At 58.4% G+C, this 20,748-nt stretch carries 20 protein-coding genes and 1 pseudogene; 7 read left to right on the top strand and 14 right to left on the bottom strand.

The window, feature by feature from the left end; genetic code table 11:
• Positions 1-145 precede the first annotated feature (145 nt).
• On the top strand, positions 146-1,705 hold the full coding sequence (locus tag J3P95_RS11265) for a GMC family oxidoreductase (RefSeq protein WP_434626559.1): 1,560 nt from the start codon (positions 146-148) through the stop codon (positions 1,703-1,705).
• A 3-nt stretch (positions 1,706-1,708) separates the two neighbouring features.
• On the opposite strand, the gene J3P95_RS11260 is transcribed toward J3P95_RS11265, so the two are convergent.
• Complete coding sequence (locus J3P95_RS11260; RefSeq protein ID WP_434563787.1) at positions 1,709-2,635, bottom strand: LysR substrate-binding domain-containing protein; 927 nt, start codon at positions 2,633-2,635, stop codon at positions 1,709-1,711.
• 116 nt (positions 2,636-2,751) lie between these two features.
• Here J3P95_RS11260 and J3P95_RS11255 point away from each other — a divergent pair, with 116 nt between their 5' ends.
• Positions 2,752-3,528, top strand: coding sequence for an SDR family oxidoreductase (locus J3P95_RS11255; RefSeq protein ID WP_434563098.1), 777 nt, complete (start codon positions 2,752-2,754; stop codon positions 3,526-3,528).
• A 10-nt stretch (positions 3,529-3,538) separates the two neighbouring features.
• Here J3P95_RS11255 and J3P95_RS11250 read toward each other — a convergent pair whose 3' ends face one another.
• The 6 genes from J3P95_RS11250 to J3P95_RS11225 form a co-directional block, all read right to left on the bottom strand.
• Positions 3,539-3,838, bottom strand: a complete 300-nt coding sequence (locus tag J3P95_RS11250; protein WP_434563096.1) for a hypothetical protein — start codon at positions 3,836-3,838, stop codon at positions 3,539-3,541.
• A 137-nt stretch (positions 3,839-3,975) separates the two neighbouring features.
• Positions 3,976-4,326 carry a hypothetical protein gene (locus J3P95_RS11245; protein WP_434577254.1) on the bottom strand — a complete coding sequence of 117 codons (351 nt, stop codon included), beginning with the start codon at positions 4,324-4,326 and terminating at the stop codon, positions 3,976-3,978.
• Between the two features lie 112 nt (positions 4,327-4,438).
• The gene (locus J3P95_RS11240; protein WP_434563093.1) at positions 4,439-6,079 is read right to left on the bottom strand and encodes a RopAA-2; all 1,641 of its coding nucleotides are present in this window, start codon (positions 6,077-6,079) and stop codon (positions 4,439-4,441) included.
• A 112-nt stretch (positions 6,080-6,191) separates the two neighbouring features.
• Positions 6,192-7,844 carry a N,N-dimethylformamidase beta subunit family domain-containing protein gene (locus tag J3P95_RS11235; RefSeq protein WP_434577256.1) on the bottom strand — a complete coding sequence of 551 codons (1,653 nt, stop codon included), beginning with the start codon at positions 7,842-7,844 and terminating at the stop codon, positions 6,192-6,194.
• Positions 7,845-7,896: 52 nt separating this feature from the next.
• The gene (locus J3P95_RS11230; RefSeq protein ID WP_434577258.1) at positions 7,897-9,222 is read right to left on the bottom strand and encodes an MFS transporter; all 1,326 of its coding nucleotides are present in this window, start codon (positions 9,220-9,222) and stop codon (positions 7,897-7,899) included.
• 49 nt (positions 9,223-9,271) lie between these two features.
• On the bottom strand, positions 9,272-10,522 hold the full coding sequence (locus J3P95_RS11225) for an MFS transporter (protein ID WP_434577260.1): 1,251 nt from the start codon (positions 10,520-10,522) through the stop codon (positions 9,272-9,274).
• A 100-nt stretch (positions 10,523-10,622) separates the two neighbouring features.
• Between J3P95_RS11225 and J3P95_RS11220 the strand changes: the two genes are divergently transcribed.
• Entirely contained in the window at positions 10,623-11,585 is a 963-nt protein-coding gene (locus tag J3P95_RS11220) for an AraC family transcriptional regulator (protein ID WP_434563085.1), read from the top strand.
• On the opposite strand, the gene J3P95_RS11215 is transcribed toward J3P95_RS11220, so the two are convergent.
• Entirely contained in the window at positions 11,582-12,577 is a 996-nt protein-coding gene (locus J3P95_RS11215) for an MBL fold metallo-hydrolase (protein WP_434563083.1), read from the bottom strand. The two genes, J3P95_RS11220 and J3P95_RS11215, sit on opposite strands and share 4 nt — an antisense overlap.
• A 220-nt stretch (positions 12,578-12,797) precedes the next feature.
• On the opposite strand from J3P95_RS11215, the gene J3P95_RS11210 reads away from it, so the two are divergent.
• On the top strand, positions 12,798-13,316 hold the full coding sequence (locus J3P95_RS11210) for a YkgB family protein (protein ID WP_434563081.1): 519 nt from the start codon (positions 12,798-12,800) through the stop codon (positions 13,314-13,316).
• Positions 13,317-13,357: 41 nt separating this feature from the next.
• Here the strand turns inward: J3P95_RS11210 and J3P95_RS11205 are convergent, their stop codons facing one another.
• The 4 genes from J3P95_RS11205 to J3P95_RS11190 form a co-directional block, all read right to left on the bottom strand.
• Complete coding sequence (locus tag J3P95_RS11205; protein WP_434577262.1) at positions 13,358-13,870, bottom strand: MarR family winged helix-turn-helix transcriptional regulator; 513 nt, start codon at positions 13,868-13,870, stop codon at positions 13,358-13,360.
• Positions 13,871-13,918: 48 nt separating this feature from the next.
• A complete protein-coding gene (locus J3P95_RS11200) occupies positions 13,919-15,163 on the bottom strand; it encodes a serine hydrolase domain-containing protein (protein WP_434563077.1) in 1,245 nt (414 codons plus the stop codon).
• A gap of 64 nt (positions 15,164-15,227) precedes the next feature.
• On the bottom strand, positions 15,228-15,401 hold the full coding sequence (locus J3P95_RS11195) for a hypothetical protein (RefSeq protein ID WP_434563075.1): 174 nt from the start codon (positions 15,399-15,401) through the stop codon (positions 15,228-15,230).
• Between the two features lie 265 nt (positions 15,402-15,666).
• Positions 15,667-17,655 (bottom strand): M10 family metallopeptidase C-terminal domain-containing protein, encoded by a 1,989-nt coding sequence (locus tag J3P95_RS11190; protein ID WP_434577264.1) that lies wholly within the window; start codon positions 17,653-17,655, stop codon positions 15,667-15,669.
• Between the two features lie 265 nt (positions 17,656-17,920).
• Between J3P95_RS11190 and J3P95_RS11185 the strand changes: the two genes are divergently transcribed.
• Together J3P95_RS11185 and J3P95_RS11180 are read left to right on the top strand one after the other, a co-directional pair.
• Entirely contained in the window at positions 17,921-18,823 is a 903-nt protein-coding gene (locus tag J3P95_RS11185) for a bestrophin family protein (RefSeq protein ID WP_434577266.1), read from the top strand.
• 128 nt (positions 18,824-18,951) lie between these two features.
• The gene (locus J3P95_RS11180) at positions 18,952-19,563 is read left to right on the top strand and encodes a transferase (RefSeq protein WP_434563069.1); all 612 of its coding nucleotides are present in this window, start codon (positions 18,952-18,954) and stop codon (positions 19,561-19,563) included.
• Positions 19,564-19,906: 343 nt separating this feature from the next.
• On the opposite strand, the gene J3P95_RS11175 is transcribed toward J3P95_RS11180, so the two are convergent.
• On the bottom strand, positions 19,907-20,077 hold the full coding sequence (locus J3P95_RS11175) for a hypothetical protein (RefSeq protein WP_434577268.1): 171 nt from the start codon (positions 20,075-20,077) through the stop codon (positions 19,907-19,909).
• A gap of 179 nt (positions 20,078-20,256) precedes the next feature.
• Between J3P95_RS11175 and J3P95_RS11170 the strand changes: the two genes are divergently transcribed.
• Complete coding sequence (locus J3P95_RS11170) at positions 20,257-20,472, top strand: hypothetical protein (RefSeq protein WP_434577269.1); 216 nt, start codon at positions 20,257-20,259, stop codon at positions 20,470-20,472.
• A gap of 40 nt (positions 20,473-20,512) precedes the next feature.
• On the opposite strand, the pseudogene J3P95_RS11165 reads toward J3P95_RS11170, so the two are convergent.
• Positions 20,513-20,671: pseudogene (locus J3P95_RS11165) on the bottom strand (transposase); the annotation flags it as partial.
• Positions 20,672-20,748 lie beyond the last annotated feature (77 nt).

The following is a 20,748-nucleotide window of genomic DNA, read 5'->3' as shown; positions in this document are numbered from 1 at the left end:
CTGAGATCGAAGGAAGAGCTGCCGTGCCCAATGGATTGCCACCGGTTTCAGGACAGGTTGGCCGGAAGCTGGGATGCAACGCGCTCCCCCCGCAGCAGTCATCGCATCGGCGATGCAATACCACACCGTCCAAGGAAACCCATCCATGCCTATGAATTGCGAGCTGAAAAAGCGCCCTTTCGATTTTATCGTCTGTGGAGCGGGGACCGCCGGTTCCGTCGTGGCCGGACGGCTGGCCGAGAATCCCGAGGTCGAGGTATTGCTCATCGAGGCCGGAGGCAGCGATGACCACCCCCACGTGCTGGAGCCGGGGAACTGGCCCCTGAACCTTGGTACCGAGCGCGATTGGAACTTCGTGGGTGCCGCAAACCCTCATCTCAACGACAGGAAAATCCCGCTGAATATGGGCCGTGGATTGGGCGGCGGGTCCAGCGTCAATGTCATGTTGTGGGCCCGCGGCCATAAAAACGACTGGGAAGATTTCGCAGCGCACAGTGGTGACCCTGCGTGGAACTACGCATCGGTCCTGAAGATTTATCAACGCGTGGAAGACTATTGGGGCATCTGCGATTCAGTCCCTCGCGGCAAGGGCGGACCGGTGCATGTCGCACCTGTACGAAACGCCCAACCGATTGCGAACGCCATGATCAGTGCGGCTGCCGGAATGGGTGTACCTGTTTTTGACAACCCGAACGGCGCCATGATGGAAAGCCGCGGAGGTGTGGCGCTGAACGATCTCATCGTCAAGGATGGCCGGCGTAATTCCATCTACCGCGCCTACGTTGCGCCGCGCTGTGGCCAGCCCAACCTCACGGTTCTGACTGATACGCTGGTCAGCCGCATGCTATTGAAGGACCAACGCGTCATCGGCGTGGAAACCATCCACAATGGGCAGATCGAGTGCTTTTACGCCATTCACGAAGTCATTCTTTCCCTGGGGGCGATCAACACGCCTAAGGTCCTGATGCAATCGGGAGTGGGGCCGGAGCAAGAATTGCAGCGCCATGGCATTCCTGTCGTCCAGCATCTCCCCGGCGTTGGCGCCAATCATCAAGATCACGTGTCCTTTGCGGTTATTTTCGAATACATGACGCCACAACCGGTGGGTTATGGCGGCTCGGAGGCAACGCTCTACTGGAGCAGCGAGAGTACTTTGCATCTCCCTGACATGTTCCACTGCCAGGTCGAGTTTCCAGTGCCCAGCGCAGAGACCGCATTACTCGGCGTTCCTGCACATGGCTGGACAATGTTCGCCGGCCTTGCCCACCCGGAAAGTCGCGGACAGGTCACGCTCAGCGGCCCGGATGTGACGGATGCCCCCATCATTGAACCCAACACGCTGTCGCATCCCACCGATCGGCGCAACGCGCTGGAAAACATCCGTTTTGTCCAGGAGCTGGGCGCGCAGGCCCCCTTCAAGGGCTTGGTAAAAAATGAAAGCCTGCCTGGAAAACTGAACACCCAATCGCTCGAACACTACGCGCGCAACGCTGCCGTGACTTACTGGCACCAATGCGGTACGGCAAAAATGGGCCAAGACGCGATGTCCGTCGTTGATGGTCAACTGCGCGTCTACGGCATCCAGGGCCTGCGCATTGCCGATGCCTCCATCATGCCGCATGTCACGAGCGGCAATACGATGGCCCCGTGCGTGGTGATCGGCGAGCGGGCCGTGGAGGCTATACGAGCCACTTACAACCTATGAACTTCATGCAGGCGGCCGAAGCCTCTCGTTGCCAACCAGATTGGCACGGGCCAAGTCGGTAAACGCCTTGAGCGCTGCCGAAGGGTTGCGCCGGTTCGGGTAATACAAACACACGTTGTCTCGCGCTGGCGTCCAATCCTCCAGCACCCGTTCAAACTCTCCGTTCTCGATTTCGACTTGAACGTCCTGTTCCATGAAAAAACCCAGGGCCACGGCTGCCCCAACGACCGCCTTGGCAAGGCCTGGCTCGTCCAGCGTGAATGGCCCGTTCACATCCAACCTGATGACCTCCCCGTCGCGTTCCAAATGCCACGGATAAATGGCTCCGTTGGGTAGGCGGATCCGTAAGCATTGATGAGTGAGTAGATCAGCTGGAGTCCGAGGCTGGCCGTGCACCTCAAAGTACGCTGGCGAGCCCACGATGGCGTACCGTTGTGGTCGGCCCAGCGGGACGACAATCATGTCGCTGGGTACCAGATTGGCAGACCGCACGCCGAGGTCGAAGCCGTCAGCAACGATATCCACCAGACGCCCTTCGGTAACCAGATCGATGTGCACCTTCGGGTAACGCCGCGAAAATTCCAGAATCAGCGGCATCAGGGTCGTACGAGCGGCACTTGCAAATGCATTGATGCGCAAGATTCCCGAAGGTCCGACATTGTGCGAGCGCACCGCCTCGAGCGCCGCGCGAACATCCTGTAGCGCCGGCCCGACTTGCTCCATGTACATCCTGCCGGCCTCGGTGAGCGACACGCTGCGTGTCGTGCGATTGAACAGCCGCGTTTCAAGGTTCGACTCCACCTTGGCGATGGTATTGCTCAACGCAGTCGTCGAAACACTCAAGTCGATAGCGGCTTGTCGAAACGAGGCCCGACGCGCCACGGCCGTCACCGCCTCCAACTCGTTAAGTCCAACACGAAGATCCGGCATTTTATTGTCCTGTTTATCGGGATTAGCCATTACGTTTATGCCAGTTGAGCAAACTATCCCGTGAGCGGCAAGATCACCGGGTGTCATCAATTGATTATCAGAGAGGAGATTTCGCTATGAATCTTGATTTGAAAGGCAAGCGCATTCTGGTTACCGGCGGCACCAAGGGCGTCGGCAAAGCGGTGGTTGAGCTGCTGCTCGACGAAGGCGCAAAAGTCCTGACCTCGGCTCGCCAGGCAAACATCGAGATGCCTCCAGACTTTTGCGTTCCGGCTGATTTATCGACCCGGGAGGGTTGTAAGAAATTGGTGGCCGCGACGAGGCGAATATTGGGAGACGTCGACGTCATCATCCACGTACTGGGTGGCTCGTCGGCACCGGGTGGTGGCTTTGCTGCACTGGAGGAGGACCACTGGCAACGCGAGCTCGATCTGAACCTGCTTCCAGCCGTACGTATCGATCGTGCCTTGCTGCCAAGCATGCTCGAACGAAACGAGGGCGTCATCATTCACGTGACCTCCATTCAGAACCGGCTGCCGCTGCCCGAAGCAACGACCGCTTACGCGGCTGCCAAGGCTGCGCTTTCGACTTACAGCAAAAGCCTGTCGAAAGAGGTCTCGCCAAAAGGTGTACGTGTTGTCCGGGTTTCGCCGGGTTGGGTTGAAACCGAGGCGTCGGTCGCCTTGGCCGAGCGCCTGGCGAAAGAAGCCGGTACCGACTATGAAGGTGGCAAGCAGATGATCATGAACGCGTTAGGCGGTATTCCACTCGGCCGGCCCTCCAAACCTGCGGAAGTGGCGAACCTCATTGCCTTCCTGGCTTCGCCTCGCGCGGCCTCCATCACGGGCAGCGAATTTGTCATTGATGGCGGCACCATTCCAACGGCTTCATAAGAGGCAGCGACTATTGATGGGTGTCCGCTTCCTCAGCCGGATAAAATTCGCCCTCCTTCCCGATCTCTTTCAGCCGTTCGCGGGCGAGCAGCTCAATGCTGGCCACGGCGACCTGATCGTCAAGGTTGACCCACTGCAAGCACAGGCTTCGAACATTCTGATCGTGGGTGCCCTCGCTCATCATTTCGTGGGTGAAGACTTGGGCGCCACGCCATAGGCATAGCTGGGTATGAGTCCCGTCGAGCCATATCTCGTTGAATGATCTCAGGTCAGTGGTGGCCAATTGATCCACCGTGATTGTCTTATCCATTGCGCTGTACCTTACTGATCAGCTGATACAGGTAGACTTACAAGCACCGCGGGTCGTTCCCCAGCAGAATCGAGACAAGGGGATGCGCGGGTTCGTCTCGACAATTTCGCGCCGCGTGCTCACCGCGTCGGTCTGCATCAGCCAGCGGCGAACCGCCGATAGATCGCGCGCGCGCCCCAAGACAGCATCACTGCCGGGATCGAAAGCAAGACGCAATACAAAATACCGACTGCCAGTAGCGGCCCCGCTTCCGATGTCATCATCACACATGGAATCTGCCCGAACATTACGATGGGACCGGCCAGCCATCCGCGTTTTTGAAACAGCAGGCCCAGCGTCAATGTCAGCGCCAGGGACGCAGGATATAGAACAGCCCAATAACATTGCGCGTCCCAAGGCTCCTTCACTCCCACCGACCATGACGCCGCCAGCCAGAAGCTCACACTGATGACGCAAGCAACGATCGTCGCCAGCCATGTACTTTTCAATGACGTCCTCTCCTCAAGTTGCACTGCATCACGGCGCCGTGGCCCTTAGACGCCTTGCCAATGTCCGATCCTTGGACATTACGCAAAGACTACACTGAGCGACGAGGACGGCTTATACGATATCGCCATCATCCTGAGCAGGCGGACGCGCGGGCGCTGAGGACGAGGGTTGCGCCTGCGTGGCCGCGAGCGGCTGCATGGGGATGTTCTGACCCTGAGCGGCTTGGCTTTGGGCGGTGGGCGCTGCGCGTTGCCTCAGGGCTCCCATGCCTTTGTCCCAGGCGGAGCCAATGCCGCTAGCGACGCCCATGACTCCATCCGCTGTCGCTTGAGCTGCACTTTTTGTGTGGTGGGTCGCTGAAACAGCTGTCTCCTTGGCGAACCTGGCGCCGGTGAGCGAGGTCTTGACTGCAAGCTCGCCTCCTTTGACCGCCAGCCTGCCAGTTGCATCTGCGGTCCCTTCTACTGCTTTTGGTACATGGGCATCGACCGCAGCAACGGCTTTTTTCGGCACTGATCCACCCAACGAGGCGCCAGCTGCCCACAACCCGAAAGCCACGGTACCCAATACGTTTTTTACCGCCTCCGAGGCTGCGGTAGCCGCCATTTTTCCCAGCTCGCTGGACTTCGCCAGGTTGGCTGTGGCGGTTGTAGCCGCGCCCATTGCAGAAAAACCGCCAATCAGCAGGCCATTTCCTACCACACTGACCGGATCCACTATCTCTTTCAAGGCATCGCCGCTGATGACCGCATTCAGAGCCGTAGCCGCGCCTTCGCCCAGCCGCGCGGAGACCATCTTGACCAGGGCAGTGGCATTGAGATCCTTTAAAGTCTCGAAGTCATCCAGCCATTCGGTATCTTGATCAATAGGCTTATGAGGCTGCCCTTGCGGTACAGCATCCCGACGACCATAGAGCATTGCAGGGTCAGCCAAATGGTTCGTGCGATCGCGGCTGACGTTGTAATGCTCAATTGCGATACCCACGATGATAGCCGTGACCGGCCGTAGGGCGGGTTGCAGGATTGCATCCAGGTCTTCTTTGCCAGCCGCCGTCATGGCAAGCGTTGATGCGTACATTGCGGTATTACGTACGGCAAACCCGGTAAGCCACTTATTGGCTTCGTCGAAAGCATTACGCAATGGACCTTTGTCCAACGCCAGCAGCTTTTGCGCCACTGATGCTTGAAGCGCCGGGTGCAGCGTATCGCTCTCGGGTTTAAGGTAATAACCCGGCTTGAGGCCCGCGATCGTCTTGTTACCGGCAGCATCCGCCATACCGGCATACAAGCATGACATAGCGTTCTCTATAGCCGCTTGGCGTACTGTATTGCCATGCTTGCCTGCTACCTGGAGGATGGACGGTTCGAAATTACCTGCCTCGGTCAGCGCCGCAAAGGGCGTCCCCCCCATCCCCGATTTTATTGACGCAAACAATCTGTCGGCTCTGGCTGCGTTTTTTTCCGCCTTCTCCATGTCATGGACGTTATAGCCCCCTGCCTCCAATCGTTGAGCGCGGTCATCACGAATGGCGTTCAGCTCCGCGTTGCGGGCGCTCGAAGCAGAGGCAGCGGGTCGATCGGAGCCCGCCTCTCTTTCAAGGTGAGCCTCGAAATGGTTTTCAAGCCGCGTTCTCATCGCTGCCCCTGTAGAGCTGAGGCTCGAGGAGCGAGAGGTCTGTTGCGTTGTTTCCTGCTGTATCTCATCAGGTACACGAGCCAGCTCGCGGCTTGCACCTACATTAAGCGTATCCATGGCACTGTTCTCTTAGTGATCGGCAGATAGAAGAATGCAAATGACTCCGGTATGAGCGGCGACATCCTTACGCTTGAGTGGCCGTGCCGGAAAAAGCGTTCCAACTGACGGCCTACGGATTGCGCAAGAAACGATCGAGCACGTTTTTGGTGATCATCACGGTGTAAATGTCTGCCTGCATAAGCCCATGTACCCATTCGCACGTGGCCGCGGTAAAGACCTCACCTCGACCTTTATGGAAGTGCACCACCATGCCCGCCCCGCGGCTATGCAGATCGATGCTGGCCTCGCTAAGGTCGGGCGCCAGGATGGAAGCCCGAAACCGGGCATCGCCATCGCCGAGCATGAACGAATAGGCATCCTCGGATCGGCCGTGTTCGGCATTGGTCGCCCAGCCCATGGCGAGGATTTGCAATCCGCAGGGCGCACCGTCTGTGCCGAGCGGTTCTGGGAGGCCGTCAACAAACGTGTACTCCAAGCCATCCACCTCATAGCCAAAGATGTTGGCCTCGTCTCCGAACATGTCCGCGTACCCCAGGCCCGTGCCCATGAAGGCCCAGTGCCGAGGCCTGAAGACTGTATACCCGCGAGGATTGCGCGGTGCCATTCCTCCAAAGCCGCCATATATCCCCCGCAATGCATTGACCCCAAACGTCCTCGCCCCGGGGTGATCCACTCGCGGATCTTCCCAGGCGCCGGTTAGCCGACGAGGGTCGGTAGCCGCGACTGGATCTAGCGCGCCGGCATCGTACTTGTAGGCGACCTGCCGTTGGCCCTCATCCTCCAAGCGGATCTGCCACATGAAATTGCCAGCGAAGCGCGCGACCTTGCCGCCCTCCTCGACAAAGAAATCGACGTGATCGCGCATTTCCCGCGTCCAGTACTCGTCGTGCCCTGCAAAGACCGCGCAGCGATAGCCCTCAAGCGCATGCGGGTCGTGATGCAAATCGTCCTGGGTCAGGATGTCGACCGTATAGCCTTGCTGTTCGGCCCAAACCACAAACGGTCTTTCGTAGGAGGCCCACCCCGCCAGCGCGTAGTACTTGGCGTAGCCGTTAAGGGATGCCCATTCAATGAATGCGTAACGCGCCGGCCCGGGCTTGCGTTGCCGGGTCGCGTTGACAGAACGCGGCGCATCCTCGGGCAGCCAGACTTGCCCCCGCGCCCAAGGGCGTTGTGCCGACAGCAACGGCGCACGGCCGCGCGGCGTGCCGGGGTGGAGACCGAAGTAATGATTAGCGCCGCCCCAGTCGTTATAAGCGGCCCATGTCGATGTGGCGGCGACAAGCACCAAGGCACCGGCGCGCTTGTGCGCCGTCTTGACGATGAACAGGTGATGACCGAGCACGCTTTCAGCGCTATCGCGTACTTCCACTACATAACCACCCGGCTCGGCATCAGCCGGGATTGACCATTGCCTGAATACCGGCCATTGGCATCCCTGCTCATAGGCGCGTTCGGGCACCGGGTGGAATCGAGCGTCAAGGCTGCCGGTTTCATGCAACGTGCGAGCGATGGCTCCATCACGGTAGATCTTGAGTCTGACTTGCGGGCGGTTCGAAGACAGATACAGGCACACCGAATCGCCCGGGCTGTAGGATCGGCGATCCGAGTAGCACCAAGCAGCCGCCGAGCCCGACTCGGAAGGGACTTCGACCCAGGTCTCGCGCGCGGCCTGACGTGGCCCCGAAGTCTGGTTGACCGTCACGCCGGCGCCCGGTCGTTCACCGCGTGCAGTGGTTTTTTCAAGGTCTGTTGAGTTCATTGAATTGCACTCCTTGGGTCGGCTGATGCTGCGGATCAACAAGCCAACGGATTTAGTCCTGAGAGGCCAACGACGACCGTGAGCCAGCAGCCACTCGAACGCCGGGCGCCTCGATGCGCGCAAGATCGATGCCCGCCGTCTCATCGATAAGAAAACCTGCCAGGACGGTGACCAGGCCCAACCCCATGACGTAGCAGATGTACAGATAGCCAAGGTCGGCGCCGCCGAGATAGCTATGCAGATAGGGTGCGGTGCCGCCAAAGATCGCCACCGACACCGACGACACCAACCCGACGCCTTGCGCCCGCGCCTGGGTTGGCACCTGCTCGGACAGCACTGCGGGGAAAATCGCCGCGATCAGAGACCAGGCGCCTAGCCCCAGGACCTGGGCCAGGAAGAGCGTGTAGGGCTCAGTGGTCACCATGATCGAGATGGGATAGGTCAGCACGATCACGCCCAGGCCCCAGGCGATGACCATGGGCCTGCGACCTACACGATCGGACAACATTCCACAGATCGGCAGCCAGCACACACAGAGGACTTGCGCGAAGAGGCTGGCCACGTAGGCACCCGTGGCGTCCATGCCCTGGGCGATTGCCGTCGAAGCCCCGAACGTGACCCACGCGTAGTAGGTGACATTGGCGGCCGCTGCGAGCATGACGATGTTGCGCGCGACGCGCAGCATCTCGCCCCTGGACAATTTGCGCGGCGGTCGAGCCTGGCCCTGCTGCTCTACGAACACGTGAGACTCCTGCGCACCGCGGCGCAAAAACAGCGCATAGACGCCGAGCAGTCCACCGATGGCGAAGCCGATCCGCCAGCCGTAGTCACCCATGGCCTGCGCACCCAGCAGCCAGGTGAGCAGCGCCGCCACCGCCGTCGCCGCCATCACCCCGAGCGTCACCCCGACGTAGACCGAACTGGACCATAGGCCACGGTGTTTGCTTGGGGCGATCTCGGCGACATAGGTGTATGAAACGCCTGTTTCGCCGCCATGTGCGAGCCCCTGCACAAGCCGGAAAAACAACAGCGCGACCGAGGCATACAGGCCAATGCTCTGGTAGTCAGGGATCATCGCGATGCCGAGGCTGCTGATCGCCAGTAACAACATCGTGGTCACCATGATGGTCCGGCGCCCCAATCGGTCGCTCAGCCGGCCAAACAACCATCCACCGATGGGACGCGCGATAAAACCCACCGCAAACACGGCCAGGGTCGCTAGCATCGCCGAGCGGGCATCGCCCTTGTCGAACAGGTTGCGTGCCAGGTACACCGAAAAGGTTGCGTACAGCGTCCAGTCGAACCACTCGAGCGCATTGCCTATACCTGCCGCGCGCAAGGATCTCAGGCGTCCTTGGTGGGACGTCGCATTGTTCATGTTGTATCTCCGGGTTACGGACAGGATCGGGGCGGCTTTGGGAGGCGGATCAAAGGTGCAGCGCCGGCCTGGCCTGGGCACTGCCAGGGGCAGAAGGAACCCTTACACACAGCGCAATCAGCAACGCGGCCAGCAGCATCAGCACGGCCGCCGCTACGAATACACCTGCACTGCCCCCGAGGCTGAACATCACACCGCCAGCGGCTGCGCCCGTTGCGATGGCCGACTGCACAGACGCCACCACCATGCCCCCGGCGCTTTCAGCCTGATCGGGTACTGCGCTGGCGACCCAGTTCGACCACGCCACCGGCACACCACCAAAGGCCAGGCCCCAGACCGCCAGCAGAACCGCCTGCCCTGGCACCGACGCCGGCAACAGGACCAACGCCAGTGCCGCAACGCCCACCAGCGCGGGCATCAACACCAGGGTGGCCAGCGGATGACGGGGAATCAGCCACCCAGCCAGCAGCGTGCCGACAAAGTTGGCCACACCAAAACCCAGCAGCATCAGCGACAACCCTTGCGGGCCGATGCCGGTGGTGCCCTCGAGGAATGGCCGAATATACGTGAACATCGCAAAGTGGCCGCTGTGCACCAGCACACAACCGAACATCCCGATGGCAATGCCTGGGCGCTGTAACACCTCAAGTACGGTGCGCAGGCGTGCCGGCCTGCGCGGCGCAAGGCGCGGCAGCGTGAACGACTGGAAAGCCAGGGTCACCACGCCTACCGCCGCCGCTGCAAAGAATGCGCTGCGCCAGCCATAGAGTCCGCCCAGGTAGCTGCCCAGCGGAACCGCAACCACCGTCCCGATAGCAATGCCGCTGAAAATAATCGAGAGCGCCCGAGGCAATAACGCACCGGGCACCAAGCGCATCGCCACCGCTGCCGCCATGCTCCAGAACCCACCAAGGGCGATACCGAGCAAGATACGCATCACCAAGAGCACCGCGAAACTGGAGGAAACGGCGACCAAAAGATTGGACGCGATCATCAACGTGGAAAAACCCAGCAGCACCCAGCGACGGTCGACACTGCGGGTCAGGCCTGGGACCAACAGGCCAGCGAACAGTGCCACCACTGCTGTCACCGTGACCGCCTGGCCAGCCAGCGCTTCGGACACACCCAGATCGGTAGCCATCGGCGTCAACAGGCTCGCCGGAAGGTACTCTGCGGTCAGCAATCCGAACACGCCCATTGCCAACGAGAATACGGCCATCCACGCGGGGGCTGCAGGCTCTACATCCAGCCCGGCGCCGGGACGGCTGTCGGGTACGGCATTACACACAAGGTCAGTCATTGCACGGATCTCCAATCTGAATGGCGACCCGCAGTCTAGGCGCGAGGATCTGGATGATCTATGATCGAAAACCTCGATTTTTTGACTGAAACACCTAACGATGCCAACAGATCAGTTTGCTCTCTCCTCGGAACTCATCAATGAGCTGTTGCGCGGCATGCGCCTGCGTGGCGTCGAGTACCGGCGTATCCAAGCCGGTCCAGCCTTCGGCCTGGGCTTCGCTGCCAAACCTGGGCATGCCTGGTTTCACTTCCTGGCGGTCGGCAATGCGGTGCTGCGGATGGAGGACGGGACGACGTATGCGCTGTCTGCCGGCAACGCCGTATTCATCTCCCACGGTGCGGCCCATCAATTGCTTTCCCATACGGACGTGCCTGTTCAGGACATCGACGGTTTAGACGGCGCCCCCCTCGGTGAAACCGTCAGCGCGGTGGATACCGGAACCGATGCCAGCCCCACGCCTGCCACCCTTTTGTTCAGTGGTTGCATGGAGTTTGAATTGAGCAGTATCCATGGCCTGGGCAGCCTGATGCCGGGCCTGATGTTGATTGATGCCGGCGGCCAGCGTTACCCCGGACTGGTGCCTATCCTGACCACCATGGAGCGCGAGGTCAGCGCCGCACGTGTCGGCTTCGCCGGCATCCTCGCGCGACTGGCCGACGTGGTGGCCGCCATGGTCGTTCGCGGCTGGGTGGAGTGCGCCTGCGGTAATGCCTCTGGCCTGGTCGCCGCATTGCGCGATCCACGCTTGGCAAATGCCCTTCTCGCGCTCCATCAACAACCGGGACACGATTGGACCGTTGCGCAGCTGGCGGAGCAATGCAATACCTCGCGCTCAGTCTTCGCGGACCGTTTCCAGATGACCATTGGGATGGCCCCGCTGCGCTACGTCACCGAATTGCGGATGCGGCTTGCGAGCCAGTGGTTGACGCTCGAAAGACTGCCGATTGAGGAGGTGGCGCAGCGCCTGGGCTATACCTCTCAGGCTGCTTTCAGTCGCGCATTCAAGCGCATCACGGGCAAGACGCCTGGATTGAGTCGTCAGTCAGGCCTGCGGTATTAGTCGCGATTGCGATACTGGGCGGGTACCCACTCGTATCTACCGGCTTCGCGCCTGATGTGACCGATACCCGGAAATGGCAAGTGAGCGACTGCTGACAACCGTTGTTCACTCGCGGCTGTTTCGAATTGCTCCAGCCGCTGGGCGCGGGCAGCGTCCTGGTTGACGTCGAAGGTAATAGTCACCTCTGGGCGGGCGAACTGGATGAGACCGACGTGCATGATATCGCCCCAGAAATCGATGCTCTCGCCTTCGCTTACTACTCGAAAGAAGCTGTGGCCCGGTGTATGTCCCGGGGTGGGGATGGCGGTGATGCCTGGGAGGATTTCAGATTCGGCAGCGAATGTCTTCAGCTTGCCTGCACGTTGATAGGGACCAACAGTCTTCAACGCTTCTTCCAGGTACGCCGGCTTCAAACCCTTGTCCAGGTTGGCACGATCCAGGAAGAAGTCGACGTCTGCCTGGCCGACGTGGATGGTCGCATTGGGAAACATCATCTGGCCGCCGCGTGTCAGGCCGCCGGTATGATCGGTATGGATGTGGGTGATCAGGACATCGCTGATCTGAGCCGGCTGGTAACCCGCGGCAGCCAGGCTTTCGGGCAGCTTGCCGCCGACGCTACCGAACAATTCACCAGCGCCGGTATCGACCAGCACCACGTGTGAGCCCGTATCGATGAGGTAGGCATTGATCGACGTCTCCAGCGGGTTGCGAGCAAATCCATGTCGCAGCATTGCGTCTATCTCTTTGGCGCTGAGGCCTCTAAGCAGTGGATGCAGATCCAGCGGCAGCGTCCCGTCGCTAAGGGCAATGACGCGGAATTTGCCTAGGTTGAAGGCATAGACGCCGGCGAGCGCGGGTTTATGTGTCGATGCAGCATCCACGGTCGAGATTTGTGGTGGTTGCGCTGCGGTGGACGGCAGCGAGTAGCTGGCTCCGGTGAACAGAACGGCCGTCAGTATGGACGCGAGATGAAACCGTGTGCGGTTGAGCATAATGCGTGCCTTTTCTAGTGCGACCATTGGTGTCGCTGGGGTAAACGTAGCTCAGGTACCTCGTTCTGCACACCTGACAAAACAGCATCGACAACGCCAAGGATAACGCGCCAACAAGATCTAAAGTGTGGTCCCCATAGCCAAACATTATATGCACGAAGCATACAAAACCCGATCGCTGATATATGCTTCACGCACACATCAGTCATCGGAGAACGTCATGCAGCACATCACGAGCGTCACCAGCCAGACCACCGCCACTGCTAATATTTCGAAGCTCGGGAAGCTAAGCCGGACCATTACCCTATCCGGCGTTGTCCTTCCCCTGCTGATGATTGGCCTTCTCAAGTTCACGCAGATCGAGGTGCAGGCACTCGTCCCCCTGATCAGCGGCACCCCATGGCTTGCCTGGCTTTACCCAGCGTTTGGCGAAACCGGAGCCTCGTACTTATTGGGTGTAGTCGAGATTTTTACTGCACTGCTGCTCATCGCCTCACCCTGGTCGGCTCGGGCTGCTATCGCAGGTGGCTTATTAGCAGCGCTGACCTTCTTCACGACCGTTTCCACGATGTTTGCATTGCCAATATGGGAGGTTGGATCGGGAGGTTTTCCATGGTTGAACTTCCTCGGCACGTTCCTGATAAAAGACGTTGCGTTGTTAGGCGTGAGCCTGGTGATTCTCACAGAGGGCTTGCAGCGTGCTCGCTTTGTCCAATCCGAAAAGAAAGGGGGTCAATAAAATGCGCTATGCCGATTACAAACAGCATGCCCCTAATGGAATCAATGAGCCTGACCCACCGCATCCGCAACCGGACAGTCTTTGCAAGCCGCCGGGTCGCACAGCCTGCAAACGCAATAGGCTTGATCAAGATCACGCACCAAACTGCGTAGTAGTTTTTCAGTTATCCGACCCAGGATTTCACGCTCATTCGGGTCAAGAACCTCCAAAGCGCGAGCAATACGTTCATGGCGTACAGCTAACACCGCAGCACAATTCGTATTTCCTGCGGCAGTAAGGTGGAGCGCAACGGAGCGACGATCGGATTCTGCTTGCCTACGTTCCACAACGCCCTGCGTGACAAGCCTATCGACCAGACGCACAGCCCCAGGATGAGACAGTCCCAAGGCTCGCCTCAAGCGCTCTATAGACAGGCCGGGTTCATGATTGAGCAACGCAATAGCAGCAGCTGCCGGGCCGACTTCAGGCGCCTCGTCTTGAGTGCCTTGATGAATAGAATCGGAAATCGCCAGCGACAGCGCTCCAACTATGTTTTCGAGCTTGATATCTTTCATGGCGCAAATATGTGTGCATCGCGCATAGAACGCAAGAAATTTGCGAATTTACTTCAACGCAGCTACCACGGCATCGAAGAATACCATCGGGTCGATCGGCTCTTTGTCAACCGGCTTGGGCTGGGCACCGAAGGTGACAATCACCACGTTATTGGCGGGGTTGACGTAAATGTTCTGGCCCTGGATACCGACCGCCGAATAGGCGCCGTCTTTCACCGACGGCTCGGTCCACGCCGTCCACCACATGTAACCATAGTCCAGGGACTTGCCGCCTTTGAGGGTGGTCGGCAGCGTCGCCTCCTTGACCCAGCCTTCGGGCAGAATCGACGTGCCATTGATCTTGCCGCCGTTCATGAAAAACAGCCCGAAGCGTCCATAATCGCGCAGCGTGGCGCTGATACCGCTGCCACCGATTTCCACGCCGTCAGGCGAATCGAGCCACCACCGGGCATCGCTCTCCATACCGAACGGCTGCCAGATCTTCTGCGATAGATAATCGGCCAGCGGCATCTTCACAGCGCCACGGACGATCTCGCCGAGTACCTGCGTTTCGCCAGTGCTGTAAGTGTTGGCCGTGCCGGGCTCGGCCGCTCGCGGCAAACTGGCCATCAACGCCATGGCCGAACGCGGTTTCTGCGCTATCTGCGCTTTGAGTAGCGCGCGACGATCGGACGCGGGATCGGTGTAGGTCTCGTTCCACTTCACGCCCGAAGACATCATCAGCACGTTGCGCACGGTCACGCCTTCGTAGGCGCTGCCCTTGAGCTCGGGAACGTAATCCACCACTTGCGCATCAAGGCTCTTGATAAGGCCGTCTTTGATCGCTGCAGCCGCCAGCGTGGAGGTGATGGACTTGGCTATCGACATCGACATCCATCGGGTTTTCTCGGTGTTGCCACGCTGGTAGGTCTCGAAAACGATCTCGCCGTCCTTGAGCACCAGCATCGCCGTGATGCTGTCCAGTGCAACGAAGTCATACAGGTCGTACTTTTTGTCCCCGACAGTGAAGCGAACGTTGGGCAACTGTTTGTCTGACTTCGGCAGCGCATACGGGTGATCGCCGGCTTTAATCCTGTGGGTGGGGAACAGCCGGTCGATGTTGCGGTAGGTACTGACCGCCAGATCAGGGAGCATGGCGCCGTCATAGATCTGCTCCACGGTGCCAATCGGTTCCTGAGCGTGGGGATAATCCTCAGCCCATGCGCCCGAGGTGATACCCGCAGCAAGCAGACCGAGCGAGAGAAGCAGCGTACGACCAGGCGCAGCCGTAGCAAAAATAGCGGATGAGTGCATAACCTATCCTTATTTTGTTGTGCTATTCACGCACGTTACGACACGCGTCCGCTTGAACCATAGCCTACTCATTGCAATTACGCCCGAGCTGATGCTGTATCAGTCTCTTACGAAGATCACCGCTGATGCCGACCTTCAGGAGCTCGCCGTCGTCAGCGATGATCTGATAAAGCCCTGGGGTCGAAGGCACAGCTGTTTCGACATCAGAGAAGCGAATTCCAGGCTGTTGGTGGGACATGATTTTGATCCTTGCGAAATGATAGCGACACCAGACCGACCCGCCTATCAATCATCGCTACGTAGGTGTTAAGTACCCGATCAAGCTGCTTGTATTGGATGAAGCGCACAAACAGGAACGCGGTCATCCAGGAAAAACCACAACGCCCTGAGCGAGGTTGACCGTCTCGTAACCCGCGAGCAGGCCTACAAAGGCAGCATTGAATAAGTGCCATTGAGCAGTCGCAGTTTCATACCCTCGAAGGGTGGCTCAACCCTTGACCGAATCAAGCCAGGGTGTAGTCCGGTGACATACCCAACAGCTGTATTTCCTCAATGCCAGTGTGTGTCGAAGCGAAAATGAACGACTCACTCTGAAACTGATAACTACCCTGCAGCGTGACCTCGAATCTGGCACCTGACTCATCGCTGTCCAGGCTTCTGAGATAGGTAAGCGTGTTATCCGCGTTTGTCTTGACTTGAAGAGTGCCGTTGTGACCGCTCCCAAGGCCGACGAAGCCCAGGGCCGAGACATCTATCCTATCGACGCCTTGTTCGAAGCCAAAAATGCGATCTGCAGAAGTTACCGCGTCCGTCCGGTAACTGTCGCTCACTGAACCGAAGTGGAACGTATCAATGCCACCGCCCCCCGTTAAAAAATCCCGTCCCGCGCCGCCATCAAGCAAGGTATTTCCCAGGCTGCCGGTCAACGTATCGTTCCCTGCCAATCCCATGAGCGTTTCTGTCCAGCCGTGCGCGAAGAGGGAATCGTTGGCGTCGCTTCCACTCAAGAGGCCGGGTGTAAAGAGGAGGTTGTTTGCATCCAGCTGTTGACTGAGGTCGCCATCAAACACAAGCTCGAAGCGCTGGCCGTCGGGATCAGCATCGTAGCTCTTCAGGTAGGTCCGCGTGCCCTCCTCGTTCACCTTCAATGCCAGCGTTCCCCCATGACCATTACCCAACGCCGTAAAACCAAGCGCTGAAAGATCCAGCATATCCTCGTCTGCATTGAAGTCGCGGATTCGATCACTAAAGGCAGTATCAGCGGTTCGGAAGCTGTCCGTCATCGACTGGAAGCGGAACACGTCACCGCCCTCCCCCCCGGTGAGCTGGTCGCGGCCACCACGGCCATCGATCAGATCGTTGCCGGCCCCACCTGAAATTGCATCGTTGTAGGAGTGGGTACCTACTAACAGATTATCCTCTGTACCGCCGGTAAGGTGCCTGTAGCCGTCGTCAGGATTTCCAAAGGTTGTATCAAGGCTGCCATCCGGGTTCAGCCGCATAACGCCAAGATTGGTCCCATCAGCAGAGGTGGAAACTGTCCCGGAAACGAGGATTCGACCGTCAGCAAGCACCACGGCATCTCTTCCACTGATGCCCGGCGCGGCGAAACCGTCGGCCAGCTGCCCACTGCCACCGAAGGTAGTATCGAGACTGCCGTCGGGATTGAGGCGATAAATGCCCGCCCCATTCTCGAAACTGCCGAGGACGAGAACCTTTCCGTCGGCCTGTACGGTGACTCCTGAAGCGGAACCCTTCGAATAGGACGCGATGCCGTCGGCATCAAATTCCCTGTCCAGTGTTCCATCAGCGTTCACACGGACTATGCCTTGAGTGGAAGTCAACAGAACCTTGCCGTCCTGCTGGAGCGTCAATCCGAAGGGAGAATAATTTCCTACGCCAGCAATCTCCAGGCGCCCGTCGCCGCCAAAGCTCAGGTCGATTTCACCGTCTGGCGTAAGGCGCGAAATTTCCGTGTAATTTTCGTCGTCCACAGCAGAAAAACCTACCAGGATGCTACCGTCTGCCAGCACCGCGATTGCATTTTGCGCATCGTCGCCCACTGGGGTAACCACCCTGCCACCTTCGCCAAAGGTTTTATCAAGGGCACCGTCGATATTAAATCGCGATACCGTTGCCTTGGAGCCTGAGTCGATCACAAGGTACTTTCCACCTAACTGCACCGCTGCACCGCCGCCAAACTCGGCAGCACCGCCATACCAATAGCTGACGTAAGGGCCTAAAAAGCTTTTGCCATCGTCACTGAAGCTCGTATCGACAGTGCCATCAGGATTGAACTTACTTAGGGTAGCCCGGTAGTCGCCCGTCCAATAATAATCATCGAAGGAATAGGATGAGCTGTACCCCGCGAACCAGATAGAGCCATCGGCGTCCGCCACTATGCGACCGGGCTCATCTACACCGGTGTAGCCTACGGTAACCAGACCCGTCTTTAGTGGCGAGTCCTGGGGGGAGCGGAGCGAATCTTCCATTGCGCAGTCCTCTTTCGGGATGTTTTAGACGGGATAACTCTAGTCCACATTGATTGACGTTGTGGCTTGATGTTGGTGCCCTTCCATTAAGAGTCGTAGTCGCAGGCGACCCAATTTCAGGATGCCTTTGAGGTGGGCAAACAACATTTCGACCTTTGCGCATACATCGACCAAAATGTCATGCTCCCCGCGCCAACCGAACCTTTGCCCCCAAGCATCGTCCGAGCTTAAGCGTTTAAGCTAACTGCTCGCCACGAGGTTCCGTTTGAAAGCTGCCATCGTCAAAAATTACCGTCTGATCGTCAAGACCATGGGCTATGTGGGCTGGGCGTTGTTCTGGTTGTTGCTCTGGGACATCGCCGTCACGGTGGACTTCATGCTATTTCTCAACGCCAAGCTGAACCTGCCGCTGATGCCGCTGACCTTGCTCGGCTCGGCGTTGGTGGTGTTGATCAGTTTCCGCAACAGCAGTGCTTACAACCGCTGGTGGGAAGCGCGGACGCTGTGGGGGACGATGATCAACAACTCACGCAGCTTCGCCCGTCAGGTGCTGACGCTGCTGGACGACGCCGGCAGCGAGGTGAATCCGGTCAAGTCGACCCTGTTGCGCCGCCACGTCGCTTATGTGAATTGCCTCGCCGCGCATCTGCAAGGCCAGCCTTGCCCCGAAGAGGTGCAGGCGTTTATTCCGGCCGAAGAGTTTGCCCGCAGTGGCACAACCAATAACTTTGCCAACGATATCCTCACCGGCTCGGCGACTCTGCTCGCGCGGGAATACCAGGCCGGGCACCTGGACAGTATTCGCCTGGCGCGTCTGGAGTCGACGCTGGTGGACCTGTCCAACAGCCAGGGCGGCATGGAGCGGATCGCGAATACGCCGCTGCCCTACCCTTATGTGTATTTTCCACGGCTGTTTATCTCGCTGTTCTGCCTGATTGTGCCGGTTGGACTGGTGGAATCCCTGGGCTGGTTCACGCCGCTGGCTTCGACCGTGGTTGGGTTTATGCTGCTGGCAATCGAGCGCATCGGCACCGATCTGCAGAGCCCGTTTCGCCACAGCGAACATCAAATCCAGATGGAAGCGCTGTGCGAAACCATCGAAAAGAACCTGCAGTCGATGCAGCGCGATTCCTTGGGTGATGTGCGCGGGCTTAAAGAGCACGCTTGAGCAATCGGGAACCGGCAGTGCTTGTGAAGGCTCCCGAATGAATCAAAACGCCGGCGCAACATCTGAGTGATAACGCTCAATGGGCGCAAGGCAGGCATAACCAAGCTCACTTTTTCGGAAGATCTTTTATGAAATCACCAAAAGTCGACGATTACATCGCGCAATGGCCATTGCTGGGCATGGGCTCTGCTGCCCCTTGGGCGGTGACTCAGGATTGCGAGAATCGGATCCTGGCATTGCTTGAAGCGCTTGGCGCGGGATACCGGCGTCAAGGCGATATTGCTGTTCATGAAACCGCCGTCATTGAGCAAGGAGCCGTACTGAAGGGCGCAGTGATCGTCGGCGAGGGCTGTTTCGTAGCCGCGGGCGCTTACCTTCGTGGAGGTGTGTATCTCGGGAGAAACTGCATTGTTGGCCCCAGCTGTGAGCTGAAAAGCACCTTCATGCTGGATGGCAGTAAGCTTGCACACTTCAATTTCGTTGGTGACTCATTGATTGGCGAGTCTGTAAATGTTGAAGCCGGTGCGATCATCGCAAATTATCGTAACGAACTGAACGGGGCTGATATAAAAATCCGCCATGAAGATTATGTGATCGAGACAGGAGTCAGCAAATTCGGAGCGCTGGTGGGTGATGGCTGCAAGATTGGCGCAAACGCAGTGATCGCTCCAGGCGCTTTATTGCGGCCAAAAACATATGTTCCTCGTCTTGGGTTGATCGACCAGTTCGCCGCCGATTAATTTGAACGCTCCTCCCCCAACTGATCTAGCTGTTCATCTAAACGTACCGACTCGTGTCCTGTATTTCAGTAGTGCTCGCATGTGCTTCCTTGCCCGTCTAACGGAACGTACCTAAAGGATAGGTATTCGGGCCACGAAGCTATCAAAACGACACTTTAGCCTCTAGCGCATCCGTCCCTTCTGCGGAAATCCACTAAGCCTAGACTCGTCCAATACTACGAAAGCGACCAATGCGAAGACCTCGAACCTCAAGCCGGCGTGTTCTTTCGAGGCACAAGCAGTAGGGTAAGTGCAGAAACAACACAGACCGCCCTGCGCTCTTCGCCGCCCAGTTTGCGTTGTCTCATGCCTGCTGGTTGCGGTCGGCTTGTTGGTCACCGTCGTCATGCCGTCGGAATTCCCATTGATCCCACAGACGCGGGCCGCGCACTGGCCTGACGCACATGGGCGAAATGAAGATCGCGCTCGCCCAGGAGGCGTTGATGCAGCACCGCAGCCAGTGCAGGGCTCTCATCGCTTCGGCTCTACGGCATAATGCCTATTCATTGGCCTAACGGCATCACCACAACCAACACGCGCAAAGGACGTTGCGCCTCGCGCGCAGTTGGGTGGTAGCGGTGGACTACCGTTCATCCGTAAGCACCGCAAGAATGATTTTGTAAGTCCACTGTGGAAGGACATTAGGAGACAGATATGAATAATGACGAACGTCTCCACCACAAGGTCATGCGGTACGCGGAAGCAGAAATTCAGGCCATACTATTGGGTCATGGAGCCACACTATTTCGCTATGATCAGTTGATGGCGATGCTAGGCGGCTACGTGCATTGCAATATCATAAGCCAATCAGAAGCGGACGAAATAAGAGGCGATGCCAGAGTAGCTTTTGATAACTGCCTGTTTCATTGAAGACTGCGCGAGGACGTTACCGCGGTCGTACGCGCCTAAGCGTCAGTGCTTTACTCTTAGGATTAACGCCGGTGCGCTCCTGCTGAAGCTGGTTAACCCAGCGGCGCAACGCGAGCTAGACCACACCAAGTGAGCGGCTGGCTTCGATATGGCTATCGCCTTGATCGAGCACAATGCCTGCGGCTCGCGTTTGAATCACTGAAAGGAACGACGTTGTTTGGTTACCTGACACCTCTAGCTGGCGAGCATTCTCGCCTAAATGGATGTCCGGAATCA

The sequence above is a fragment of the Pseudomonas sp. Z5-35 genome (assembly GCF_051131945.1).
GTDB classification, from domain to species: Bacteria; Pseudomonadota; Gammaproteobacteria; order Pseudomonadales; family Pseudomonadaceae; genus Aquipseudomonas; species Aquipseudomonas marvdashtae.
The sequence above is the reverse complement of the archived record's forward strand: the minus strand, read 5'-3'. Positions and strand labels throughout refer to the sequence as shown.